This is a genomic window from Acinetobacter sp. 40AMC3-4 (assembly GCF_049898185.1).
In the GTDB taxonomy this organism is placed as follows: Bacteria; Pseudomonadota; Gammaproteobacteria; order Pseudomonadales; family Moraxellaceae; genus Acinetobacter.
In genome coordinates, this window is record NZ_JAFCXG010000016.1 from 14,514 (window position 1) to 34,489 (window position 19,976).

16 protein-coding genes and 1 pseudogene are annotated in these 19,976 nt (G+C 44.1%); 10 read left to right on the plus strand and 7 right to left on the minus strand.

Annotated features, from left to right (window positions below):
• Window positions 1–22 precede the first annotated feature (22 nt).
• Both ACP7BU_RS13945 and ACP7BU_RS13950 read left to right on the plus strand, forming a co-directional pair.
• Window positions 23–1,216 carry a sugar transporter gene (locus tag ACP7BU_RS13945; protein WP_425880137.1) on the plus strand — a complete coding sequence of 398 codons (1,194 nt, stop codon included), beginning with the start codon at window positions 23–25 and terminating at the stop codon, window positions 1,214–1,216.
• A 331-nt stretch (window positions 1,217–1,547) separates the two neighbouring features.
• Window positions 1,548–2,513, plus strand: a complete 966-nt coding sequence (locus tag ACP7BU_RS13950; RefSeq protein ID WP_004728997.1) for a TerC family protein — start codon at window positions 1,548–1,550, stop codon at window positions 2,511–2,513.
• A 40-nt stretch (window positions 2,514–2,553) separates the two neighbouring features.
• On the opposite strand, the pseudogene ACP7BU_RS13955 reads toward ACP7BU_RS13950, so the two are convergent.
• Window positions 2,554–3,126, minus strand: a pseudogene (locus ACP7BU_RS13955) (nucleotidyltransferase family protein).
• A gap of 98 nt (window positions 3,127–3,224) precedes the next feature.
• Between ACP7BU_RS13955 and guaD the strand changes: the two are divergent.
• The 3 genes from guaD to ACP7BU_RS13970 all read left to right on the plus strand — a co-directional run bounded on the left by guaD (window position 3,225) and on the right by ACP7BU_RS13970 (window position 5,735).
• Window positions 3,225–4,553: a guanine deaminase gene (guaD, locus tag ACP7BU_RS13960; RefSeq protein WP_425880138.1), complete on the plus strand. Its 1,329-nt coding sequence runs from the start codon at window positions 3,225–3,227 to the stop codon at window positions 4,551–4,553.
• Between the two features lie 224 nt (window positions 4,554–4,777).
• The gene (hpt, locus tag ACP7BU_RS13965; RefSeq protein WP_004647133.1) at window positions 4,778–5,305 is read left to right on the plus strand and encodes a hypoxanthine phosphoribosyltransferase; all 528 of its coding nucleotides are present in this window, start codon (window positions 4,778–4,780) and stop codon (window positions 5,303–5,305) included.
• 172 nt (window positions 5,306–5,477) lie between these two features.
• Window positions 5,478–5,735 (plus strand): GlsB/YeaQ/YmgE family stress response membrane protein, encoded by a 258-nt coding sequence (locus ACP7BU_RS13970; RefSeq protein ID WP_004281926.1) that lies wholly within the window; start codon window positions 5,478–5,480, stop codon window positions 5,733–5,735.
• 94 nt (window positions 5,736–5,829) lie between these two features.
• On the opposite strand, the gene ACP7BU_RS13975 is transcribed toward ACP7BU_RS13970, so the two are convergent.
• Window positions 5,830–6,531, minus strand: coding sequence for a DsbC family protein (locus tag ACP7BU_RS13975; protein WP_425880139.1), 702 nt, complete (start codon window positions 6,529–6,531; stop codon window positions 5,830–5,832).
• 379 nt (window positions 6,532–6,910) lie between these two features.
• On the opposite strand from ACP7BU_RS13975, the gene ACP7BU_RS13980 reads away from it, so the two are divergent.
• Window positions 6,911–8,056 (plus strand): MFS transporter, encoded by a 1,146-nt coding sequence (locus ACP7BU_RS13980; protein ID WP_425880146.1) that lies wholly within the window; start codon window positions 6,911–6,913, stop codon window positions 8,054–8,056.
• Window positions 8,057–8,100: 44 nt separating this feature from the next.
• On the opposite strand, the gene mnmE is transcribed toward ACP7BU_RS13980, so the two are convergent.
• From mnmE to rpmH, 5 genes are all read right to left on the minus strand, one after another.
• Window positions 8,101–9,459 (minus strand): tRNA uridine-5-carboxymethylaminomethyl(34) synthesis GTPase MnmE, encoded by a 1,359-nt coding sequence (gene mnmE, locus ACP7BU_RS13985; protein WP_044111657.1) that lies wholly within the window; start codon window positions 9,457–9,459, stop codon window positions 8,101–8,103.
• A gap of 92 nt (window positions 9,460–9,551) precedes the next feature.
• Complete coding sequence (gene yidC, locus ACP7BU_RS13990; protein ID WP_425880140.1) at window positions 9,552–11,315, minus strand: membrane protein insertase YidC; 1,764 nt, start codon at window positions 11,313–11,315, stop codon at window positions 9,552–9,554.
• 5 nt (window positions 11,316–11,320) lie between these two features.
• Window positions 11,321–11,641: a membrane protein insertion efficiency factor YidD gene (gene yidD, locus ACP7BU_RS13995; protein WP_004281931.1), complete on the minus strand. Its 321-nt coding sequence runs from the start codon at window positions 11,639–11,641 to the stop codon at window positions 11,321–11,323.
• A gap of 9 nt (window positions 11,642–11,650) precedes the next feature.
• A complete protein-coding gene (gene rnpA, locus ACP7BU_RS14000; RefSeq protein ID WP_425880141.1) occupies window positions 11,651–12,043 on the minus strand; it encodes a ribonuclease P protein component in 393 nt (130 codons plus the stop codon).
• 29 nt (window positions 12,044–12,072) lie between these two features.
• Window positions 12,073–12,207: a 50S ribosomal protein L34 gene (rpmH, locus tag ACP7BU_RS14005; RefSeq protein WP_000831329.1), complete on the minus strand. Its 135-nt coding sequence runs from the start codon at window positions 12,205–12,207 to the stop codon at window positions 12,073–12,075.
• A 660-nt stretch (window positions 12,208–12,867) separates the two neighbouring features.
• Here rpmH and dnaA point away from each other — a divergent pair.
• From dnaA to gyrB, 4 genes are all read left to right on the plus strand, one after another.
• Window positions 12,868–14,244, plus strand: a complete 1,377-nt coding sequence (gene dnaA, locus ACP7BU_RS14010; protein ID WP_005104955.1) for a chromosomal replication initiator protein DnaA — start codon at window positions 12,868–12,870, stop codon at window positions 14,242–14,244.
• A 109-nt stretch (window positions 14,245–14,353) separates the two neighbouring features.
• Entirely contained in the window at window positions 14,354–15,502 is a 1,149-nt protein-coding gene (gene dnaN, locus ACP7BU_RS14015) for a DNA polymerase III subunit beta (protein ID WP_425880142.1), read from the plus strand.
• Between the two features lie 28 nt (window positions 15,503–15,530).
• Window positions 15,531–16,610 carry a DNA replication/repair protein RecF gene (gene recF / locus ACP7BU_RS14020; RefSeq protein WP_114541696.1) on the plus strand — a complete coding sequence of 360 codons (1,080 nt, stop codon included), beginning with the start codon at window positions 15,531–15,533 and terminating at the stop codon, window positions 16,608–16,610.
• A gap of 56 nt (window positions 16,611–16,666) precedes the next feature.
• Window positions 16,667–19,138, plus strand: coding sequence for a DNA topoisomerase (ATP-hydrolyzing) subunit B (gene gyrB / locus ACP7BU_RS14025; protein ID WP_148335201.1), 2,472 nt, complete (start codon window positions 16,667–16,669; stop codon window positions 19,136–19,138).
• The last annotated feature ends 838 nt before the right edge of the window (window positions 19,139–19,976 follow it).

Genomic DNA, 19,976 nt, shown 5'->3' on the forward strand with positions numbered 1-19,976 from the left:
CGGTTCTTTTTATCAGATATGTATGTCCAGCTTTTCTTCCACCTCTTCGGTGACGCGTCAATGGGTCTGTGTGATTGCTTTAGCCTCTGCTGCCTTTATTTTCAATACCACCGAATTTATCCCGGTGGCGCTATTAAGTGATATTGGTACCAGTTTTGCCATGTCACCGACTCAGGTCGGGTGGATGCTGACAATTTATGCCTGGGTTGTGGCGCTGTTGTCTTTGCCAATGATGTTACTGACCAAAAATATTGAACGGCGCTTTCTGCTGATGGTTTTATTTGCGGTGTTTATTTTCAGTCATGTGCTGTCCTATTTTGCCTGGAGCTTTAGCATTCTGGTGCTGAGCCGAATTGGTATTGCCGTGGCGCATGCGCTGTTCTGGTCAATTACGGCGTCGCTTGCCGTGCGGGTTGCGCCAAAGGGCAAAGAGTTTCAGGCACTGGGCTTATTGGCTACCGGTACCGCCATGGCGATGGTTTTGGGAATTCCCTTTGGCCGGATGGTCGGGGAGGCCTATGGCTGGCGCAATAGTTTTGCCTTGATCGCAGTTGTGGCAAGCGTGGTCTGCGTACTGCTGGCCAAAACCTTGCCTTTATTGCCAAGTGTTAATTCAGGTTCACTCAGCAGTTTAAAAAGCTTGCTAAAACGTCCCAGCCTGATGCTGGTCTTTGCGCTTACCGTGCTTGTGATTAGTGCGCAATTTACCGCCTATAGTTATATTGAACCCTTTGCGCTGAATATTGCGCAATTCAGCTCTGCACAGACCACCAGCTTATTGCTGATTTATGGCGGTGCGGGCCTGATCGGGTCTTATGTATTTGGCCGCTTTGCACCGCATTTTCCCCGACTCACCATTCCGCTATTTACACTCGGGCTAGGGATCTCGCTGCTGTTATTGCTGCCCCTGTCTCAGGGTGTAATTCAGCTCAATAGCCTGGCGTTAATCTGGGGCATCAGCATTATTGGCTTTAGTCTGGCCTTGCAAGCCAAGACCTTAAATTTGGCTTCTGATGCAACCGATGTCGCCATGGCAATTTTTTCAGGTCTGTATAATGTCGGGATTGGCGGCGGCGCCTTACTTGGCGGTCTGGTAACGGCACATATCGGATTACATAGTATTGGCTGGGTAGGAGCCATCTTGGCTAGCCTAGGTTTTCTGATCAGCTTATATCTGATTCAGCGTCCGGATTTCTTAGGTAAGAAAGCGCCTTGAAGCATGATTTTTGTAAATGAAATTGTAGTCTTAGCAAAAATCTGTCATGCTTGCTGCACATTGAGCTACCGCTCAAATAAAATTTAGTTTGAACAAGGGGAGTAGCCTCCTCCAAGCGTTTAAGAATGAAATTTCAATTTTTAAACGTGTCAGAATATCGTCATTACACTTTGCAAAAAGTCGGTATCTGAGCATCTTGAAGTCACACTTTATATAAAAAAGTGGAACAGTAAGATGTAGGCAAGACCTTGATCATGTTGTTATAGATGTTTTTCATCTGGCAACTGGTCAAGGTTTTTTTATGGCTAGTTGTCCGATGTGGAGAATTCACATGGAAACCATTGGTACACTCTGGCTGTATCTCGTCTTTTTCGCGATTGTCGCAGTCATGCTGATAATCGATTTTGTCGGCTTTAAGCATCAGCATGGTCAGGAAGTTAAAGTCCGTACTGCTGCCTACTGGAGTATTGCCTGGGTCAGTGTCGCGACTTTATTTGGTGGCGGCTTATGGCTGTATCTGGAGCAGACCGCAGGCACGGCAATTGCCAATGCTAAGGTCATGGAATACTTTGCCGGTTATCTGCTGGAAAAATCCCTGGCGATTGATAACGTCTTTGTCTGGCTGATGATCTTCGCGGCCTTCGCCATTCCACCCGCACTGCAACGCAAGCTGCTGTTATATGGCGTACTGGGTGCGATTGTGCTCAGAACTATCTTTATTTTTATTGGCGCGTGGTTCGTGCAGGAATTCTCCTGGATTCTATATATCTTCGGTGCGTTCCTGGTGTATACCGGCTTCAAATTCCTGCGTGGTCAGCATGAAGAAGACAGCAATATTGAAGATATGGCGATTCTAAAATGGCTGCGTAAACATATGCGTATTACCCCGCAACTTCAGGGCGACAAATTCTTTGTCCGTCAAAATGGTTTGCTCTGGGCAACGCCGTTGTTCCTGGTCCTGATCCTGGTTGAAGCCTCTGATGTCATCTTTGCCGTCGATTCTATTCCGGCTATTTTTGCCGTCACCACCGATCCCTTTATTGTCCTCACTGCAAACCTGATGGCGATTTTAGGCCTGCGCGCAATGTTCTTCCTGCTCTCGGGCGCAGCCTCAAAAATGCATTATCTGCCTTATGGCCTCGGGATCATTCTGGTCTTTATCGGCTTTAAGATGCTGATGCTGGATGTGTTCCATATGCCGATCTGGATTTCTTTGAGCTTTATTGTGATTGTCCTGACTGTGACCGCGATCTTGTCGATTCGTCATAGCAAGAAATATAACGAAACCACCCTGTAAAAAGTAATCATCAAAAAAGCCTGCATCAGCAGGCTTTTTTTTATTGTTCTATCAGGGATAATTTGGGCCATTTTTGTAAAAACTGTTTGCTCAGCATGCGTTGTTCGAACACGGCATAACTGACTAAATTCGGATTTCAACGCAGCTTTAACTCAAATAAATCTGCTAAACCGAAAGGAGCAATCAACTCCAACTCATCATCTTTCAGGCGCAGTGCCAAGGCCGTGACAGTTTCTGGCCATAATGACAGCGCATGACTAATTAAAGTTAAAGGCTCAATACTTTCATTTTGATCGGTACGATACCACTCATGTACAAAGGCTTGATTGGTCACATCCCAACAGATATCTGGAAAATAGTCTTTTAACTGATCTGCAAGTTGCTGTTCTATAGCGCGAGCCTGCTCATTTTCATCATAGAAAATCACATCGACCTCAGTATGATTTATTTCATATTCCCAGCCATGTAAATGCGCCCAGATCACATGACGTAACACACCCGCTGCGACATAAGCGTCAGAGTGTAATTGTGCTAACTGATGCAAGATGCGCATTAAGGTCGGCTGCGCACGTACGATCTGTTGAAATTGATCATAATAATTGGATGGGGTCATAGAAGAATCTGGATCGCTATTTAAATATGAATGTTCATACAAACATGGCAATTTTTTCAGCTACAATCAATCGAAAAAATTAAAAGCGTAGGTTTAAAATGTCTTCTGTAATTGCAACGACAGCGATCCGTGGTCGCTTCCTCGATATTCAGAATACAGTTGCCCAAGCACGTGATATACACGACCAAGTGCGATATGTAGAAGATGGTTTAGTCATCATTCACGAAGGTAAAATCCAGTGGTTTGGTCCTTGGCAAGAAGGGCAGTCACGACTTCCTACCGACCTTGAATTACAACACTATCCAGATCAACTGATTGTTCCCGGATTTATCGACACCCATATTCATTTCCCGCAAACGGAAATGGTCGGGGCTTATGGTGAACAACTGCTGGAATGGTTAAATACCTATACATTCCCCACTGAAATCCAGTTCCAAGATGCATTCTACAGCGAAAGAATTGCCGAATTTTTCGTGCAGGAATTGCTTAAAAACGGCACCACCACTGCACTGGTCTTTTGTACCGTTCATCCTGAATCCGTAGATGCTTTATTTAATGCCGCAACCACACGCAATATGCGTCTGATTGCGGGTAAAGTCCTGATGGACCGTCATGCACCGGAAGCGCTGACGGATACAGCAGAAACGGCTTATATTGACTCTAAAACGCTGATTGAAAAGTGGCATGGACAGGGGCGGAATCTGTATGCGATTACCCCACGCTTTGCACCGACCTCAACACCTGAACAATTACAAAAAGCCGGCCAGCTCAAAAGTGAATATCCGGACGTGTATGTACATACCCATTTGAGTGAAAATAAAAATGAAATTGCCTGGGTAAAAGAACTCTTTCCTGAACGTGAAGGTTATCTGGATGTGTATCATCATTATGGTTTAACCGGGAGCAAGTCCGTCTTCGCACATTGTGTGCATCTGGAAGATAAGGAATGGGATTGTATGCATCAGACCGACTCCGCCATTGCCTTCTGTCCGACCTCAAACCTGTTCCTGGGCAGTGGCTTATTTCCCCTGAAAAAGACCTGGGACAAAGGGGTCAAAGTCGGCTTAGGTACAGACATTGGGGCAGGGACATCATTTAATCAGCTGCAAACCCTGAATGAAGCCTATAAGGTGCAGCAGTTGCAGGGCGAAAAACTCTCTGCCTTTGAGGCCTTGTATCATGCCACTTTAGGCGGTGCCAAAGCCTTGAGTCTAGATGATCGCCTGGGGAACTTTAATATTGGCAAAGAAGCCGACTTTGTGGTTCTGGATCTCAATGCCACTGCCTTACAGCAGTTACGCCAGAGCAAAGCTAAAAATATTGAAGATGCATTTTTTGCACTGACCATGCTTGGTGATGACCGTAATATTGCAGCCACCTATGTCTATGGAGCAGCCGTTTATGTCAAAGCAGCATCCAGTGAATAAAACAAAAAAATCCCGCCGTCGCCAATACTTGATCCTGTCTGCAATGGCACTGGGCTGTGTTTTTTTATTGAAACGCGATTCAGCAGCGGCTAAAAAATGATTACATTTACAGCCAGCAAAACAGGTGCATCTCTGCTAGGGATGTATTAAAATTGCGACGTATTCAGGTGTTGCAGGTCAACACCTTTTTTATTTTGCTATTTTTACTTTTTAGGTATCTACCCATGACCGTTCAAATGAGCGTAATGATTTCCGCTGAAGAAATTCAAGCTAAAGTCAAAGAGCTTGGTGCTCAAATCAATGCACACTATGCCAATAGTGACAAAGAACTTGTGCTCATCGGTTTATTACGTGGTTCAGTGATTTTTATGGCTGATTTATGTCGTGTGATTTCAAAACCGCATGAATTGGATTTCATGACTGTGTCCAGTTATGGCGGTGGCACGGTATCGTCACGTGATGTAAAAATCCTGAAAGATTTAGACGGTGAAATCCGTGGTAAAGATGTGCTGGTGGTTGAAGATATTATTGACTCAGGCAACACCTTAAGCAAGGTACTCGAAATCCTGCAAACCCGTGAACCTAACTCGATTCAACTGTGTACTTTGGTAAGTAAACCATCGCGTCGTGAAATCGATTTGAAGGTCGAATTTATGGGCTTTGAAGTTGAAGATAAATTTATTGTGGGTTATGGCTTGGACTATGACCAGAAGTACCGTCACCTGCCATTTATTGGTGAAATCGGTCTTTAAAATCAGGTTGAAAAAAGTGGCATAAGCCACTTTTTTTATACCTAAAATACAGAAAAAACCGGGAACAAAAAATAACATCTCGTTTCAGGATTCAACTTTTTATGATCCTGACTTTATTTCAAGATGATTAAACAGATGTGAAAACAAAGACATGATAAGAAGGAGTATGCATATGTGGACAATTATTGTGGCGATCGTCATTGGTTTTGTAGCAGGTCTAATTGCACGTGCCATTCATCCGGGTAATGACAAGGCAGGCTTTATCATGACCACCTTGCTGGGTATTGCCGGCTCCTTGTTGGCGACTTTTGGTGGTCGTATGCTCGGTCTGTACTCGGCAGATTCCGCAGCAGGTCTGATTGCTTCCGTGATTGGTGCTGTGATTATTCTGTTTATTTATAATATGGTGACCAAACGCCGCACGGTCTAAATCAAGCTGATGCCTGACTGGATCACCTTAATAAAAAAAAGCACCCCATGAGGTGCTTTTTTTATATTGAGCGACTGATATCTTTATTTAATTTTTATAAATTGAATTCTTTAAAAATCTGTTCAATCTGCTCTGCTGGATAGGCGCCTATCACCTTAAAACCATTGGAAAAAATAATCGCAGGAGTACCATTCACGCCCATAGACTGAGCCAGTTTTTTATTCCGTTCAATCGGATTGGCGCAACTTTTTTTCGATTTAGGTTGAATCCCTTGAGCAATCAGATTTTCCCATGCCTGAGCTGGATTAGACTCGCAATACACCTGTTTTGAAGGAGCAACCGACTGGGGTTTTAAAGGAAGAATAAAGGTATAAATGGTCAAGTCATTCAATTTTTTCAGCTCTAGCTCAAGCTTTTTACAATACGGGCAATTTGGGTCAGAAAAGATGGCAATCTGACGTTTACCCGTACCTCTTACACTTTTCACTGCATCCTGAAGCGGTAATTTTTTCCAGTCGATACTATTTTGTTTTAGCATTAAATCGCGGGTCAGATTATGTTGATCCTGAATCCGCAGCATCGGGCCGGCAATCAGATGTTTGGCATCTTCATTTAGATAAACCACTTGGCCCTGCATGGAACCGCTATAGATGCCTTTCATCTCCGTGGTTTGAATATTTTCAATTTTTAAATTGGGACTGTTTTTTGCCAAGTTAGCTTGTACCGTATCAATATTGGCAAATGCGAAGCTTGAAATAAATGTACTTAAACTAATGATCAGTGTTTTTTTTAACATGAATGTTCTACATGAATTGGATAAGAATATGCTTCGATTCTAATCGCTCTGCTTTTAAATTTCTCAAACATTTATGTTACTGTTTACACTCAGTTAAATAAGCTCATAATGTTTCACGTGGAACACCATGTATAGCGTTAGATTGAACTTCAAGATATCTAGAAATCACATAAATATTCACAATAAGCAATTGTTTTATATAATTAAAATATTTTAAATGATAAATATCTTACTCATTCAACCTTGACCGATTTTCTGCATCCATTCTAAACTGCAGACACTTTTTATTTTCCTCGCTACGCCCTGACATGGATTGGCCAAGGATCAACACTATAACGGCATTTTCATGACAATAACGACCAGCTGGCGACCGTTCTTGATGGTCAGCCTGGCTTTAATGATGGGAACGATTGGTACTGCTTTGGCCAGTCCGCTTTATCCGATTTATCAACAGCTCTGGCATTTGCTTCCCAGCCAGATCACCTACATTTTTGTCGCCTATATGTTTGGCTGTCTCTCGACCTTGTTGTTTTTGGGCAGAACCAGTAACAGCATCGGATTTTTACGGACCCTGCAAATTGGTCTGGCCCTGATCACGCTGGGTCTGATCATTTCCGTTTTTGCCCAGAATGCACTGATCCTCTCGATTGGCCGTTTTATTATTGGGATTGCCTCGGGCTTGATGACCACTTCTGCCATGATGGGTTTAATGCATACCATCCCGGAAAGCCATAAGCACACTGCACCGCAACTGATTTCAATCATTACTGCAATGGGTTTTGGTTTGGGACCTTTGGTCGGTGGCGTGATTGCGCAGTTTTCCGCTGCGCCTTTGGTGATGCCATATTTGCCGATTATTTTGGGTGCCGTATTGTGTCTGATTGGCCTGTTCTGGATTAAAGCACCCAAGTTTGAGGTGCAGCCCTTTAGCATGGCGCCTAAACTGCAACGACCTGAAGCCCAGTTTCATCGTGTGTTTATGATTATTGCAGTGACAGCTTTTAGTGCCTTTGCCGCCTTTAGCCTGTTTGCTTCCCTGTCGCCATCCTTTGTCCGAAATATTTTACCTTGGCATGGCCCTCTGGTCAGCGGACTGGCCATTACCAGTATCTTAGTGGTTTCAGTGATCGTGCAGTTTATGGCCAAAGCGGTCGCAGCGTCTAAATGTCTGAATATCGGCCTGATGATGATGTGCTTGAGCCTGATCATTTTAGCACTATGCATGTATTCGAAAATCAGCCTGCTATTTTTTATCAGTGATATTTGCTTTGGAATTGGCCATGGGTTTGCCCTGATGGGTGCTTTTGCACTGATTCATCAAATGACCAGCTTAGACAACCGTGCAGCCGTCATGTCGACCTATCTGTTTATTGCCTATCTGGGCACTATTGTCCCTATCATTGCTGTGGGTTATCTGGCCGATCACTGGGGGCTGGATTTCGCTGTGATCAGCTTTTGTATCGCGATCAGTCTATTGTGTTTTGCGCTGTGGTGGGCGTATCAAAAATCTCATCAACCAGCCTAAAAAAAGCCCTCAGTTGAGGGCTTTTTTGATGTTTTATTAAATAATTACTTTCCAATACAGAATGAACCGAAGATCTTGCCCAGCAGGTCATCTGCACTGAAATCACCAGTGATCTCACCCAATGCATTTTGCGCCAGACGTAAGGACTCCGCTACCAGTTCACCGGCGTTATACACCACCAGTTGTTCACGCGCCTCAGCCAGATAGAGCTGAGTGCGCTTCATTGCATCTAAATGACGGGTACGTGCGATAAAGGTGTCTTCCTCAGGCTGGAAGCCTGCATGCGCTGTAATCGCCTCTATGAGCGCTTGAACGCCAGTTTCTTGCTTGGCAGAGACTGCAATATGCCGGAAACCATTTAAATCGCCAATCACGGCTTCAGCACCGGTCAGGTCGCATTTATTGCCAATCAGCATTAAACGTTTCGGTTCTATATGTTCAGCAAAATATTCCTGAGCAAGTTGCAGCGGATCTTCGCCCTGACTTAAGTCATAGACCAAAAGCAATAAATCGGCCTGTTCGATTTCTTTAATCGCGCGGCGGATTCCTTCTTTTTCCACGATATCGCCAGTTTCACGCAGGCCCGCAGTATCAGTCAGGGTAATCGGCAGACCATTTAAAGTAATCTTTTCATGCAAGACATCACGGGTGGTGCCGGCAATATTAGTCACAATTGCGCGTTCAATTCCAGCCAATGCATTCAGCAACGAAGATTTACCGGCATTCGGTTTACCCGCAATTACGACTTGTAAACCTTCACGTAACAACTGACCTTGACGTGCGGATTGCTGTACTTGAGTGACGGCACTGGATACGCCATCTAGCAGATTTAAAATCTTGCCATCTGCGAGAAAATCAATTTCTTCTTCCGGAAAATCAATCGCGGCTTCCACATGCAGACGCAGATGAATCAGCTGCTCAAGGACTGCATTGACTTTGGTCGAGAAAGCTCCTTGCAGTGAACGCACCGCAGAACGTGCAGCCGCTTGCGAAGTTGCATCAATCAGGTCGGCAATTGCTTCAGCCTGCACCAGATCCAGCTTGCCATTTTCAAAGGCACGCATCGAGAATTCACCCGCTTTGGCTGCAGTGGCGCCCAGTTCCAGCAAACGGCCAAGCAGGGCATTCTGAATCACCGGACCGCCATGACCTTGTAGCTCCACTACATCTTCACCGGTAAACGAGTTTGGATTCGGGAAGCAAATCGCCAGTCCTTCATCCATGACTTCACCTGCTGCATCGTAGAACTGGCGGAAACCGGCAAAACGGGCTTTGGGCAGCTCTTTTTGCGTCAGTTGCTGGGCAATTTCATAGGATTTCGGACCTGACAGGCGAATCACCCCAACGCCGCCACGTCCTGGTGGAGTTGCAATCGCAGCAATAGTTGTGGTTCGGTTGAGCATAAAATTCACCTGCAAAGACTCAAAAGTACAGCCAAAAAAAATCCGCCTAAGATTACCATCTTAAGCGGATTTATTCAGCCTATCCGTACAACTTAGTTGACTGGAGTGGCCTCATCACGTTTCGCGCGATCTTTGGCAACAGACTTGTTAATCAAAGTTTGTTGCAGAATCGTGATCAAGTTGTTGACGATCCAGTACAGAACCAAGCCTGCCGGGAAGAACAACAAGAATACGGTAAAAATGATCGGCATAAACTTGAAGACTTTCGCCTGCATTGGATCAGTTGGTTGTGGATTTAACGACTGTTGGATATACATCGTCAAGCCCATCAACAACGGCAGAATGAACCAAGGATCCATTGAAGACAAATCCTGAATCCACAGCATCCATGGCGCATGACGCAGTTCCACAGATTCCATCAACACCCAGTACAAGGCCAGGAAAATCGGCATTTGTAATAACAGCGGTAAACAGCCGGCAAGCGGATTGACCTGTTCACGTTTGTACAATGCCATCATTTCTTGAGAGAAGCGCATGCGGTCTTCACCGAACTCTTCTTTCATGCGTTGCATTTCTGGCGCAATCACACGCATTTTCGCCATCGAGCGATAGCTCTTCGACGACAATGGCCACAGGATCACTTTCACCAAGATGGTCAACAGAATAATTGCCCAGCCCCAGTTACCCACCAGACCATGGAAGAATTCAAGACCAACAAACAGTAATTTCGCAATTGGCCATAACCAACCATAATCAACGGTCTGGTTTAAACCCGCAGCCAAATCTTTCAGTTCTGACTGGATTTTTGGACCTGAATAGAAAGTCGCATCAATTTCAGCTACTGTACCTGCTGGCACATTGAACGTCGGGGAGGTAAAACCGATGATGTTCATGTTATCGGTTGATTTACGTGATTCAAGCTTGGCGCTATAAGCTTCGCCATTGCCTTGAGTCAACTTTAGCTGACCTGGAACCCATGCACTGACAAAGTAGTGCTGTACCATTGCCACCCAACCACCTGTCGCTTCAGTACTGACTTTTTCTTCAACAAAGTTGTCGAATTTAAGCTTGTTGTACTGCTCGTCCGGGGTACCCCATGCACCGCCCAGGAATGTTCCCAGTGTGAAGATCCCCTGATCAGATTTGCCTGGATCTTCCGAGTTATCGCGTTTGATCTGACCGAACATCTGACCTTGCCAGGTCTGGCCACTGCGGTTAACCACTTTGTGATTTACCACGACCGGATATTCACCTTCAGTGAAATTGAAGGTCTTGATAATCTCGATCCCGTCAGCGGTTTTAAACACTAGCGGTACAGACAATACTTTCAGGTTTTCACCATCTTTGGATTTGACTGTTTTCGCATCTGCCAGGGTATAAGCAGTTTTTTCTAGCTCATACATTGGACGGCCGTTACGGCTGCTGTCCGGTCCATTCAGACCGATCAGGCCAGACTGGGCGACATAAGTACGTTTCGCATCGCTTTCCAGCATCACGAACGGTTCATCGCTGTCTTTGTTCTTGTCATGATTGAGTAATTCAATACGAACAATATCACCACCCTTAGGATTGATCCAAAGGTGATAAAGGTCAGTTTGTACTGAAATAAGCTGCTGACTTACAGGTGCTGTGGCATCCGTGGCTTGCTGTGCTGGCACATTTGCTTGTGGCAGATCAGAGGCAACTGTAGCCGTCTGACCATTTGGCAAATCTGCAGATACGTCATGCGAAACAATAGCAGTTTCCTGCTGCGGTTTTGTTTCAGCATTTCCATAATCTTTTTGCCACGCCAAAATGAGCAAATATGCGACAACAAACATGGCTCCGAGAATTGCAATCCTGGCCCATTGTTGCATATGTATTACCCCAAGTGGTGAGAGTGATTTTGGTTCAATAAACGATCACGAAAGGGTACAGCAACGTGAAGCGTTTGAGAATCTATTTGCTGAAATGAAATAAAACGAATCGCTTTTGAGGGAACAGGATCATATCCCGAGCCCCCCCACGGATGACAACGGCAAATACGTTTAGTAGCCAGCCACACTCCACGCCCAGCGCCATGCATCTGGACTGCTTCCAAGGAATATTGAGAACAAGTTGGAATATAACGACAGCGCGGTCCAAGAAGAGGACTAATCGCAATCTGATAGAAACGGATCAACCAATGCAGTAAACGTACCATTGGCCAACTCTACTTTTGTGGGGAGGGGGCTATTTTTGAATGCTTTTTGGCAAGACGGTTCAGTTTCTGCCAGGCAAATTGTAATTGCTGGTGCAATTCTGCATTAGGCACTGCTTCAACACCCATTTTCGGCATGATTACAATGTCTAAGTCATCTAATTGCTGTTGATGCAGGCGAAAACTTTCGCGAGCAAGTCGTTTTACTCGATTTCTTTCGTGTGCACGTCGCACTTTCTTCTTGGCAACAACTAAACCCAAACGGCTACTTGGCAGTTCGGAATGTTTTGCAAGAAATAAGAAATGGGGTTGATGCACTTTAAAAAGCGCACCATCAAAGACACCTTTATAATCGGCAGCACAGCGTAATCGCAACTCTGTGCCAAAACTATAAAGTTTTGTCATAACACCCAAAATCGTCTTAGCGTAACTGATTAAACAGTTAAGCTATGACGACCTTTTGCACGACGGCGAGCTAATACTTGACGACCAGCTTTAGTAGCCATACGAGCACGGAAACCATGAACACGCTTACGCTTTAATTCAGACGGTTGGAATGTACGTTTCATATTGAAACTCCAAAAAATGATCTTTCTATGAAGGTCCGCGATTTTAGTGCTCATTGCTTGAGCTGTCAATGCAAAAGCAGTTTTCTTTTCAAATAAGATCAAAAAAGATAAAGCCCCTGTTTTTTCGGAGAACTTAATAAAAAATAGTTCAATTCAAGTTAATCACAAATTAAGTTATTGTTATATAAATATATATAAGTTATAAACAACTCTATCAACAAAGTTATCCACATGTTATCCAGAGTTTAAATTTAACCTGTAGTTTTGAATTTAAATTTGAAGTTTTTTGAGTTATCCACAAAAAACAGTGATCTTATAAATAAATTCAAATTTATAAATTTAAATTTATTACTATTAGGGAGCACTTTTTCTATGGATAAGCCACTTTTTATTTAATTAAACATAAACTTATGTTGTGGATAAAACTGTTTCTATTAATTTTATACTTTGTGGATAACTTTATGGTATATTTTATCCACAGCTTGCGGATAAACTTATCCACACTGGGTTTTAAATTTAAATTTATGCAGGGTGATTTCTTTTTGCACAGTTTTTGTAGAGATTGCCATGACAGATGTGGATAACTTGGTTAGAATGGCGACCCGCTTTTGGTCGCGGTCATCTTTTTTGAATGAACAATGGAATGAATAGGGGATTCACATGCTTTGGACGGACTGCTTAAATCGCCTGCGACAAGAGCTCTCTGGAAATGTCTTTACAATGTGGATTCGCCCATTGGTTGCAGAAGAGCTGGAAGACAGCTTGCGTTTGTATGCACCTAATCCTTACTGGACGCGTTACATTCAAGAACATCATCTGGAACTGATCACGATTCTGGCAGAGCAATTGTCTGAAGGACGGGTACGCAAGGTCGAAATTTTAGTGGATTCACGTCCAGGGGCAATTTTATCTGCCAGTGAACAACCGGCGACTACGACTGCGGCATTGACTTCGATACCGATGCCGGTGCCGAAACCGAAGAAAGAAAAAGAAGACAGCGGCAAAAATAGCCGTAGACGTCAGTTGAATCCATTGTTTACCTTCTCGCTGTTTGTGGAAGGCCGATCTAACCAGATGGCGGCAGAAACCTGTCGCAAGGTACTGACCCAGCTGGGTGCTTCACAGCACAACCCCTTATTTTTATATGGTCCGACCGGTCTGGGTAAAACTCACTTGATGCAGGCGGTCGGTAATGCATTGTTGCAGGCCAAGCCAAATGCACGTGTCATGTACATGACCGCAGAAAGTTTTGTACAGGACTTTGTCAGCTCGTTACAGCAGGGCAAAGTCGAAGAGTTTAAGAAAAATTGCCGTTCTCTGGATTTATTACTGGTTGATGATATTCACTTGTTGGCCGGTAAAGAAGCCAGCTTGGTCGAGTTTTTCTACACCTTTAATGCACTGCTGGATGAGTCCAAACAGATTATTCTGACTTCGGATCGTTATCCTAAAGAACTAACCGAACTGGATCCACGTCTGGTTTCACGTTTTTCTTGGGGCTTGTCGGTCGGAGTTGAACCACCCGATATTGAAACCCGAATTGAAATTCTGCTGAAAAAAGCCGAAAGCAACCAAGTCGATTTACCACGTAACTGTGCGCTGTTTATTGCCCAGCAGGTGGTGGCTAACGTACGTGAGCTTGAAGGTGCGCTGAACAAAGTGGTAGCGATTTCACGTTTTAAAGGCACACCAATTGATCTGGATGTAGTGCGTGAATCTTTAAAAGATGTGCTGGCGATTCGTGCCCGTACCATTAGTACCGAAAACATTCAGCGTGTGGTGAGTGAGTATTTCCGTATTCCACTGAAAGAACTGGTTGGTCCAAAACGCACCCGGATTTATGCCCGCCCACGTCAGCTGGCGATGGGGCTGGCCCGTGAACTCACCGGCGACAGTTTTCCGGAAATTGGCATGGCTTTTGGCGGTCGTGATCACAGTACCGTGATGCACGCCTGCGAGAAAGTACAGAGCCTGCGTGAAGAAGATCCGATCTTTAACGAAGACTATAAAAACCTGCAACGTCTGTTGCAAAGTTGACCTAAATCGCTCAAATTCTATTCTTGCTATGCGGCTGCTTTTGCCGCATAGTAAACCGTCAAAAAAATCACTTTTTCTATATTAATCTTCAGCTTTAGAGGAATGCACCGTGCGTTTAAAAATCGCGAAAGAAAGCTTACTGAATGTTCTCTCACATGTCGTAGGAGCGGTTGAACGTCGCCATACCTTGAATATCCTGTCTAACCTGAAAATTCAGGTGACTGCGCAAGCATTGACCGTGACCGGTTCCGACCTGGAAGTCGAACTGGTGGCGAGTACAGCACTGGCTGAAGGTGCATGTTTGCAGGAAGGTGAGACCACAGTTCCTTCACGTAAGCTGATTGATATCTGTAAGTCACTTCCTTCAGCGGCATTGGTGGATTTACATATTACTGAAGATCAGCGCTGTATCCTTAAATCGGGCAACAGCCGTTTTGTATTGGGGACATTGCCTGCTGATGATTATCCATTACTGAACACTGAAAACACCCAAGGCACGCAAGTGACGGTGACACAGCGTGAGCTAAAACGTCTATTTGAAAAAACTGCTTTTGCCATGGCGGTTCAGGATGTACGTTTTTACCTAACCGGTACTTTGCTGGAAATCGATACCAATCAGCTACGTGCAGTCACTACCGATGGCCACCGTCTGGCACTATGTGAAACAGCGGCACAATCTACTGCAACACAGCCGATTCAGGCGATTGTGCCACGTAAGGCCGTTGCAGAATTACAGCGCCTGCTCAGCGTTGAAGATGAGCAATTATCTCTATTGATCGGTCGTGAACTGCTCAATGTGACCATCAATATGCCAAGCCGTGACAAGGAACAGGCGGATATTACCGTGCGTTTCACCACCAAGCTGATTGATGGTAAGTTCCCGGATTATCGCCGTGTGATTCCACGTGGTGGCGACAAAGTGGTGATGATCGCACATGACGTGTTCAAGCAGTCTTTGCAACGTGTGGCGATTTTAAGTAATGAAAAGCTGCGTGGTGTGTTTCTAAACTTTAATGCCGATTCTTTGCAACTTCGCGCCAATAACCCGGAGCAGGATGAAGCGATTGAAGATCTGGCGATTCAATATGCTGATTCACCGCTAGAAATGTCATTTAATGCGCAGTATCTGATTGAAGTACTCGGTGTGCTTGATGGCGATGATGTGTCAATGACCATGACTGAAGCGAATCAGTCTGTCTTGGTACAAGACCCGGCGCATACGGATCAAACCTATGTCGTCATGCCGATGCGTGTTTAAGCCGCGGCTCTTGATATTTATATAAGACATGCATATTACGCGTTTACATATTGAGCGTGTGCGGAATTTAAAGACGGTTGCTCTCCACGGATTGCAGCCGTTTAATGTTTTTTATGGCCAAAATGGTTCAGGTAAAACCTCGATTTTAGAGGCGATTCATTTACTTGCTGCTGGTCGTTCTTTCCGTACCCATATTCCCAAAAATTATATCCAGCATGGCGCACAGGATGCGATTGTGTTTGCACAATCTGCGACTGAAAAAATAGGCATGCAAAAAATGGCCAGCGGGGAACAGTTGATCAAGGTCAATGGCGATCTAGTGGCAACTCAGGGACAACTGGCCAAACTGTTACCCTTGCAACTGATTGATCCACAAAGTACCGATATCATCGATCATGGTGCCAAACCACGACGTCAATTGCTCGACTGGTTAATGTTCCACGTGGAACCAGAGTTTTATCATGCCTGGCAATATTATTCTCGTGCGCTGAAACAGCGAAATAGTCTGCTCAAAAGCAAACGCTTTCTGAGTCTGTCTGATCTGGAACCGTGGAACCAGATGCTGAGTGAATATGGTGAAATCCTGCACTCGCAACGTGTCGGGATTGTGGAACAATGGAAGCCATTTTTTGAAGATGATCTGAAACAGTTATTACCTGAATTGCAAGTCAGTCTGGAATACAGTCCGGGCTTTCATAGTGAAACCGGCCTGCTAAATGATCTGACCAACCAGCATGAAAAAGACTGTGAGCGACGCTATACCGAATATGGCCCACATCGCGCAGATTTGCGTTTAAAGACCCCGATGGGGGATGCTGATGTGATCCTGTCGCGCGGGCAGAAAAAGCTGCTGATGATCGCACTAAAACTGTCGCAAATCGCAATGCTACATTCTTGTAATAAGGAAACTGTGGTATTATTAGATGATGTGACAGCAGAATTAGATTTAACCGCACAACAACGTTTAATTGAGCGATTGAGCCAACTTGGTAGTCAAGTTTTTATTACCACCTTAGACCATGAATCAGTACAAAAGCACTTACATGATTTGTCTATCTCATATCAGTTATTCAGTGTTGAAAACGGTACAGTTCAAGTTGTGCAATAATATTTTTTGAGTTTTACCCATCTTTGGATAGACCTATTTTTCACTAGGGAGAAACCATGAGTTCAGAAGATCAAGCTGCTTCTCAAACAGAACAAACCATTGAAAAGGCTTATGATTCCTCTAGCATCAAGGTATTACGTGGTTTAGACGCAGTCCGTAAGCGTCCGGGCATGTACATTGGTGATACAGACGATGGTACAGGCCTGCACCACATGGTGTTTGAAGTAGTCGACAACTCGATTGATGAAGCCTTGGCAGGCCACTGTGATGAAATTATAGTGACGATCCATGAAGATGAATCGGTTTCAGTTTCTGATAATGGTCGTGGTATTCCGACCGACATTCACCCTGAAGAAGGTGTGTCTGCAGCAGAGGTGATTTTAACCATTCTGCATGCCGGTGGTAAGTTCGACGACAACAGTTATAAAGTGTCTGGCGGTCTGCATGGTGTCGGTGTTTCCGTAGTCAACGCACTGTCTGAAAAACTCGAATTGACCATTCACCGTGCCGGTAAAATTCATGAACAAGAATACCGTCATGGCGATTCTCAATATCCATTAAAAGTAGTGGGCGATACCGATAGAACCGGTACTCGTGTCCGTTTCTGGCCAAGTGCCGAGACTTTTAGTCAGACCATTTTTAATGTTGATATTTTGGCGCGTCGTTTGCGTGAACTGTCGTTCCTGAACGCAGGTGTGCGTATTGTGCTGCGTGACGAACGCATTAATGCCGAGCATGTCTTTGATTATGAAGGTGGTCTGTCTGAGTTCGTTAAATATATTAACGAAGGCAAAACTCACCTGAATGATATTTTCCATTTCACTGCTGCACAGGCCGATAACGGTATTACGGTAGAAGTCGCATTGCAGTGGAATGATTCTTATCAGGAAAATGTACGTTGCTTTACCAACAACATCCCGCAAAAGGATGGTGGTACGCATTTGGCCGGTTTCCGTGCTGCGTTGACCCGTGGTTTAAACAACTACATGGACAGCGAAAATATCCTGAAAAAGGAAAAAGTTGCGGTATCGGGTGATGATGCGCGTGAAGGCCTGACTGCCATCGTGTCAGTCAAAGTACCTGATCCAAAATTCTCTTCACAGACCAAAGAAAAACTGGTGTCGAGTGAAGTGAAAACGGCTGTTGAACAGGCCATGAACAAGGCATTTTCTGAATATTTATTGGAAAATCCACAAGCAGCCAAAGCGATTGCTGGCAAGATCATTGATGCAGCACGTGCGCGTGATGCAGCGCGTAAAGCACGCGAAATGACACGTCGTAAGAGTGCGCTGGATATTGCCGGTCTTCCAGGTAAACTGGCCGATTGTCAGGAAAAAGATCCAGCTTTGTCTGAACTGTACCTGGTCGAGGGTGATTCTGCAGGTGGTTCAGCCAAGCAAGGTCGTAACCGTAAAATGCAGGCGATTTTACCGCTGAAAGGTAAGATCCTGAACGTGGAACGTGCCCGTTTTGACCGCATGATTTCCTCTGCTGAAGTTGGTACGCTGATTACCGCACTCGGCTGTGGTATTGGTCGTGAGGAATATAATCCGGACAAACTGCGTTATCATAAAATCATCATCATGACCGATGCTGACGTCGATGGTTCACACATCCGTACGCTGCTGTTGACCTTCTTCTTCCGTCAAATGCCAGAACTTGTGGAACGTGGTCATATCTATATTGCCCAGCCACCACTGTACAAGCTGAAAAAAGGCAAGCAGGAACAGTACATCAAGGACAATGATGCACTGGAAACTTACCTAATTTCGAATGCGATTGATGAGCTGGAACTGCATATCAGTGCAGAAGCGCCTGCGATTCGTGGTGAAGCACTGGCGAATGTGATTGCTGATTATCAGACTTCCCAGAAGAGCTTGGCACGTTTGACCCAGCGTTATCCTGCGAGTCTGCTTGATGCACTACTTTCACTGGAAGGTTTTAAGCTGGATCAGCTGGAAGACAAAACCTATGTGGAAACATGGGGTGAGAATCTGCGTGCAGCGATTGAAGCCATTCAGCCAACATTACGTCCAGAATTAACCCTGGAGCGTTTTGAAAAAGAACTGGCAGATGGTCAAAAAACTGCAAGCTGGTTGCCACGTATCACGATCTATGTACATAACTTGCCACATAGCTACCTGTTAGACTCAGTACTGTTAGGTTCAAGTGAATATGCACGTTTATTAAAGAATTCAAAGAGCTGGTTTAGTCTGCTTGAAGATGGTGCATATTTGCAAAAAGGCGATCGCAAGATTCAGGTCAGCAATTTCCATCAGGTTTGGCAACATATCTTGCAGGACTCACGTCGTGGCATGATGATCCAGCGCTATAAAGGTCTGGGCGAGATGAATGCGGAACAGTTATGGGAAACCACCATGGATCCAGACAACCGTAACATGCTGCAAGTGACAGTTACCGATGCGATTGAAGCGGATCGTATGTTCTCTTGCTTGATGGGCGATGACGTAGAACCACGTCGTGCTTTCATTGAAGAAAATGCCTTGAATGCAGATATTGATGCATAACCCTTCAGGATAAAATCAGATATAAAAAAGCGCCTTTCGAGGCGCTTTTTTTAGACCAATTTTTTTACTCATATCCTGTGAGCTAGGCAAAATAAAGTAATTTTGGACCGATTTTTAGATATGGAACGGGTTCATTTAGGTTTTAAAAAGCCAAGTTGAGTAAGCCAAATCGACTCTAAGAAAGGGTTTATGTATAGAGATTACCAACTCGGGAGAATACCTGAAATCTGGAGTGAATCTATCGTTATAAAAATGATCTGCATCAGAACTTCTAAAATAATTTTTGAATAGGAAAGTGAGGTAGAAAGACGTTCTTTATACGATGAGAAGTTTGCATGCAGTTCACGACACTAGGTGAAAACTGGATCAGTCAAAGTGGTATTTAAAGATGCGTGTAATAAAAACAGATCGAATACTTTAGGTGGATTCGACTAAAAAATAATAAATCGCCTATTCAGAAGATCCAATATCTCAAAAATAAATAAAAAGCTGCTAAAACTAAATTTTAAATTTTCAATAGCTTATAAGAAACTTGGTCTAATACGCTAAATAATACGTGAATAATATTGCTTCAAGCATCTAGAAAGCCTGATCAGAGATGTGGATAACTCTAAAGTTATCCATAATTTTTATGTGAATAAGATAGTATTTTTCCGCAAGCTTTAATCCACGTATTAATTCTTTATTTTAAATTCAAATTTGAAATCGATTATCTTGTGGATAAGTGTTTTTAAATTTAAAATAGCATTTTAAATTTAAAGCTAGATTTGGCGATATATTGCTAGTATGACCAGACTATTCCTTGGATTGGCTTTAAAATAAAAAATTATTATAAATT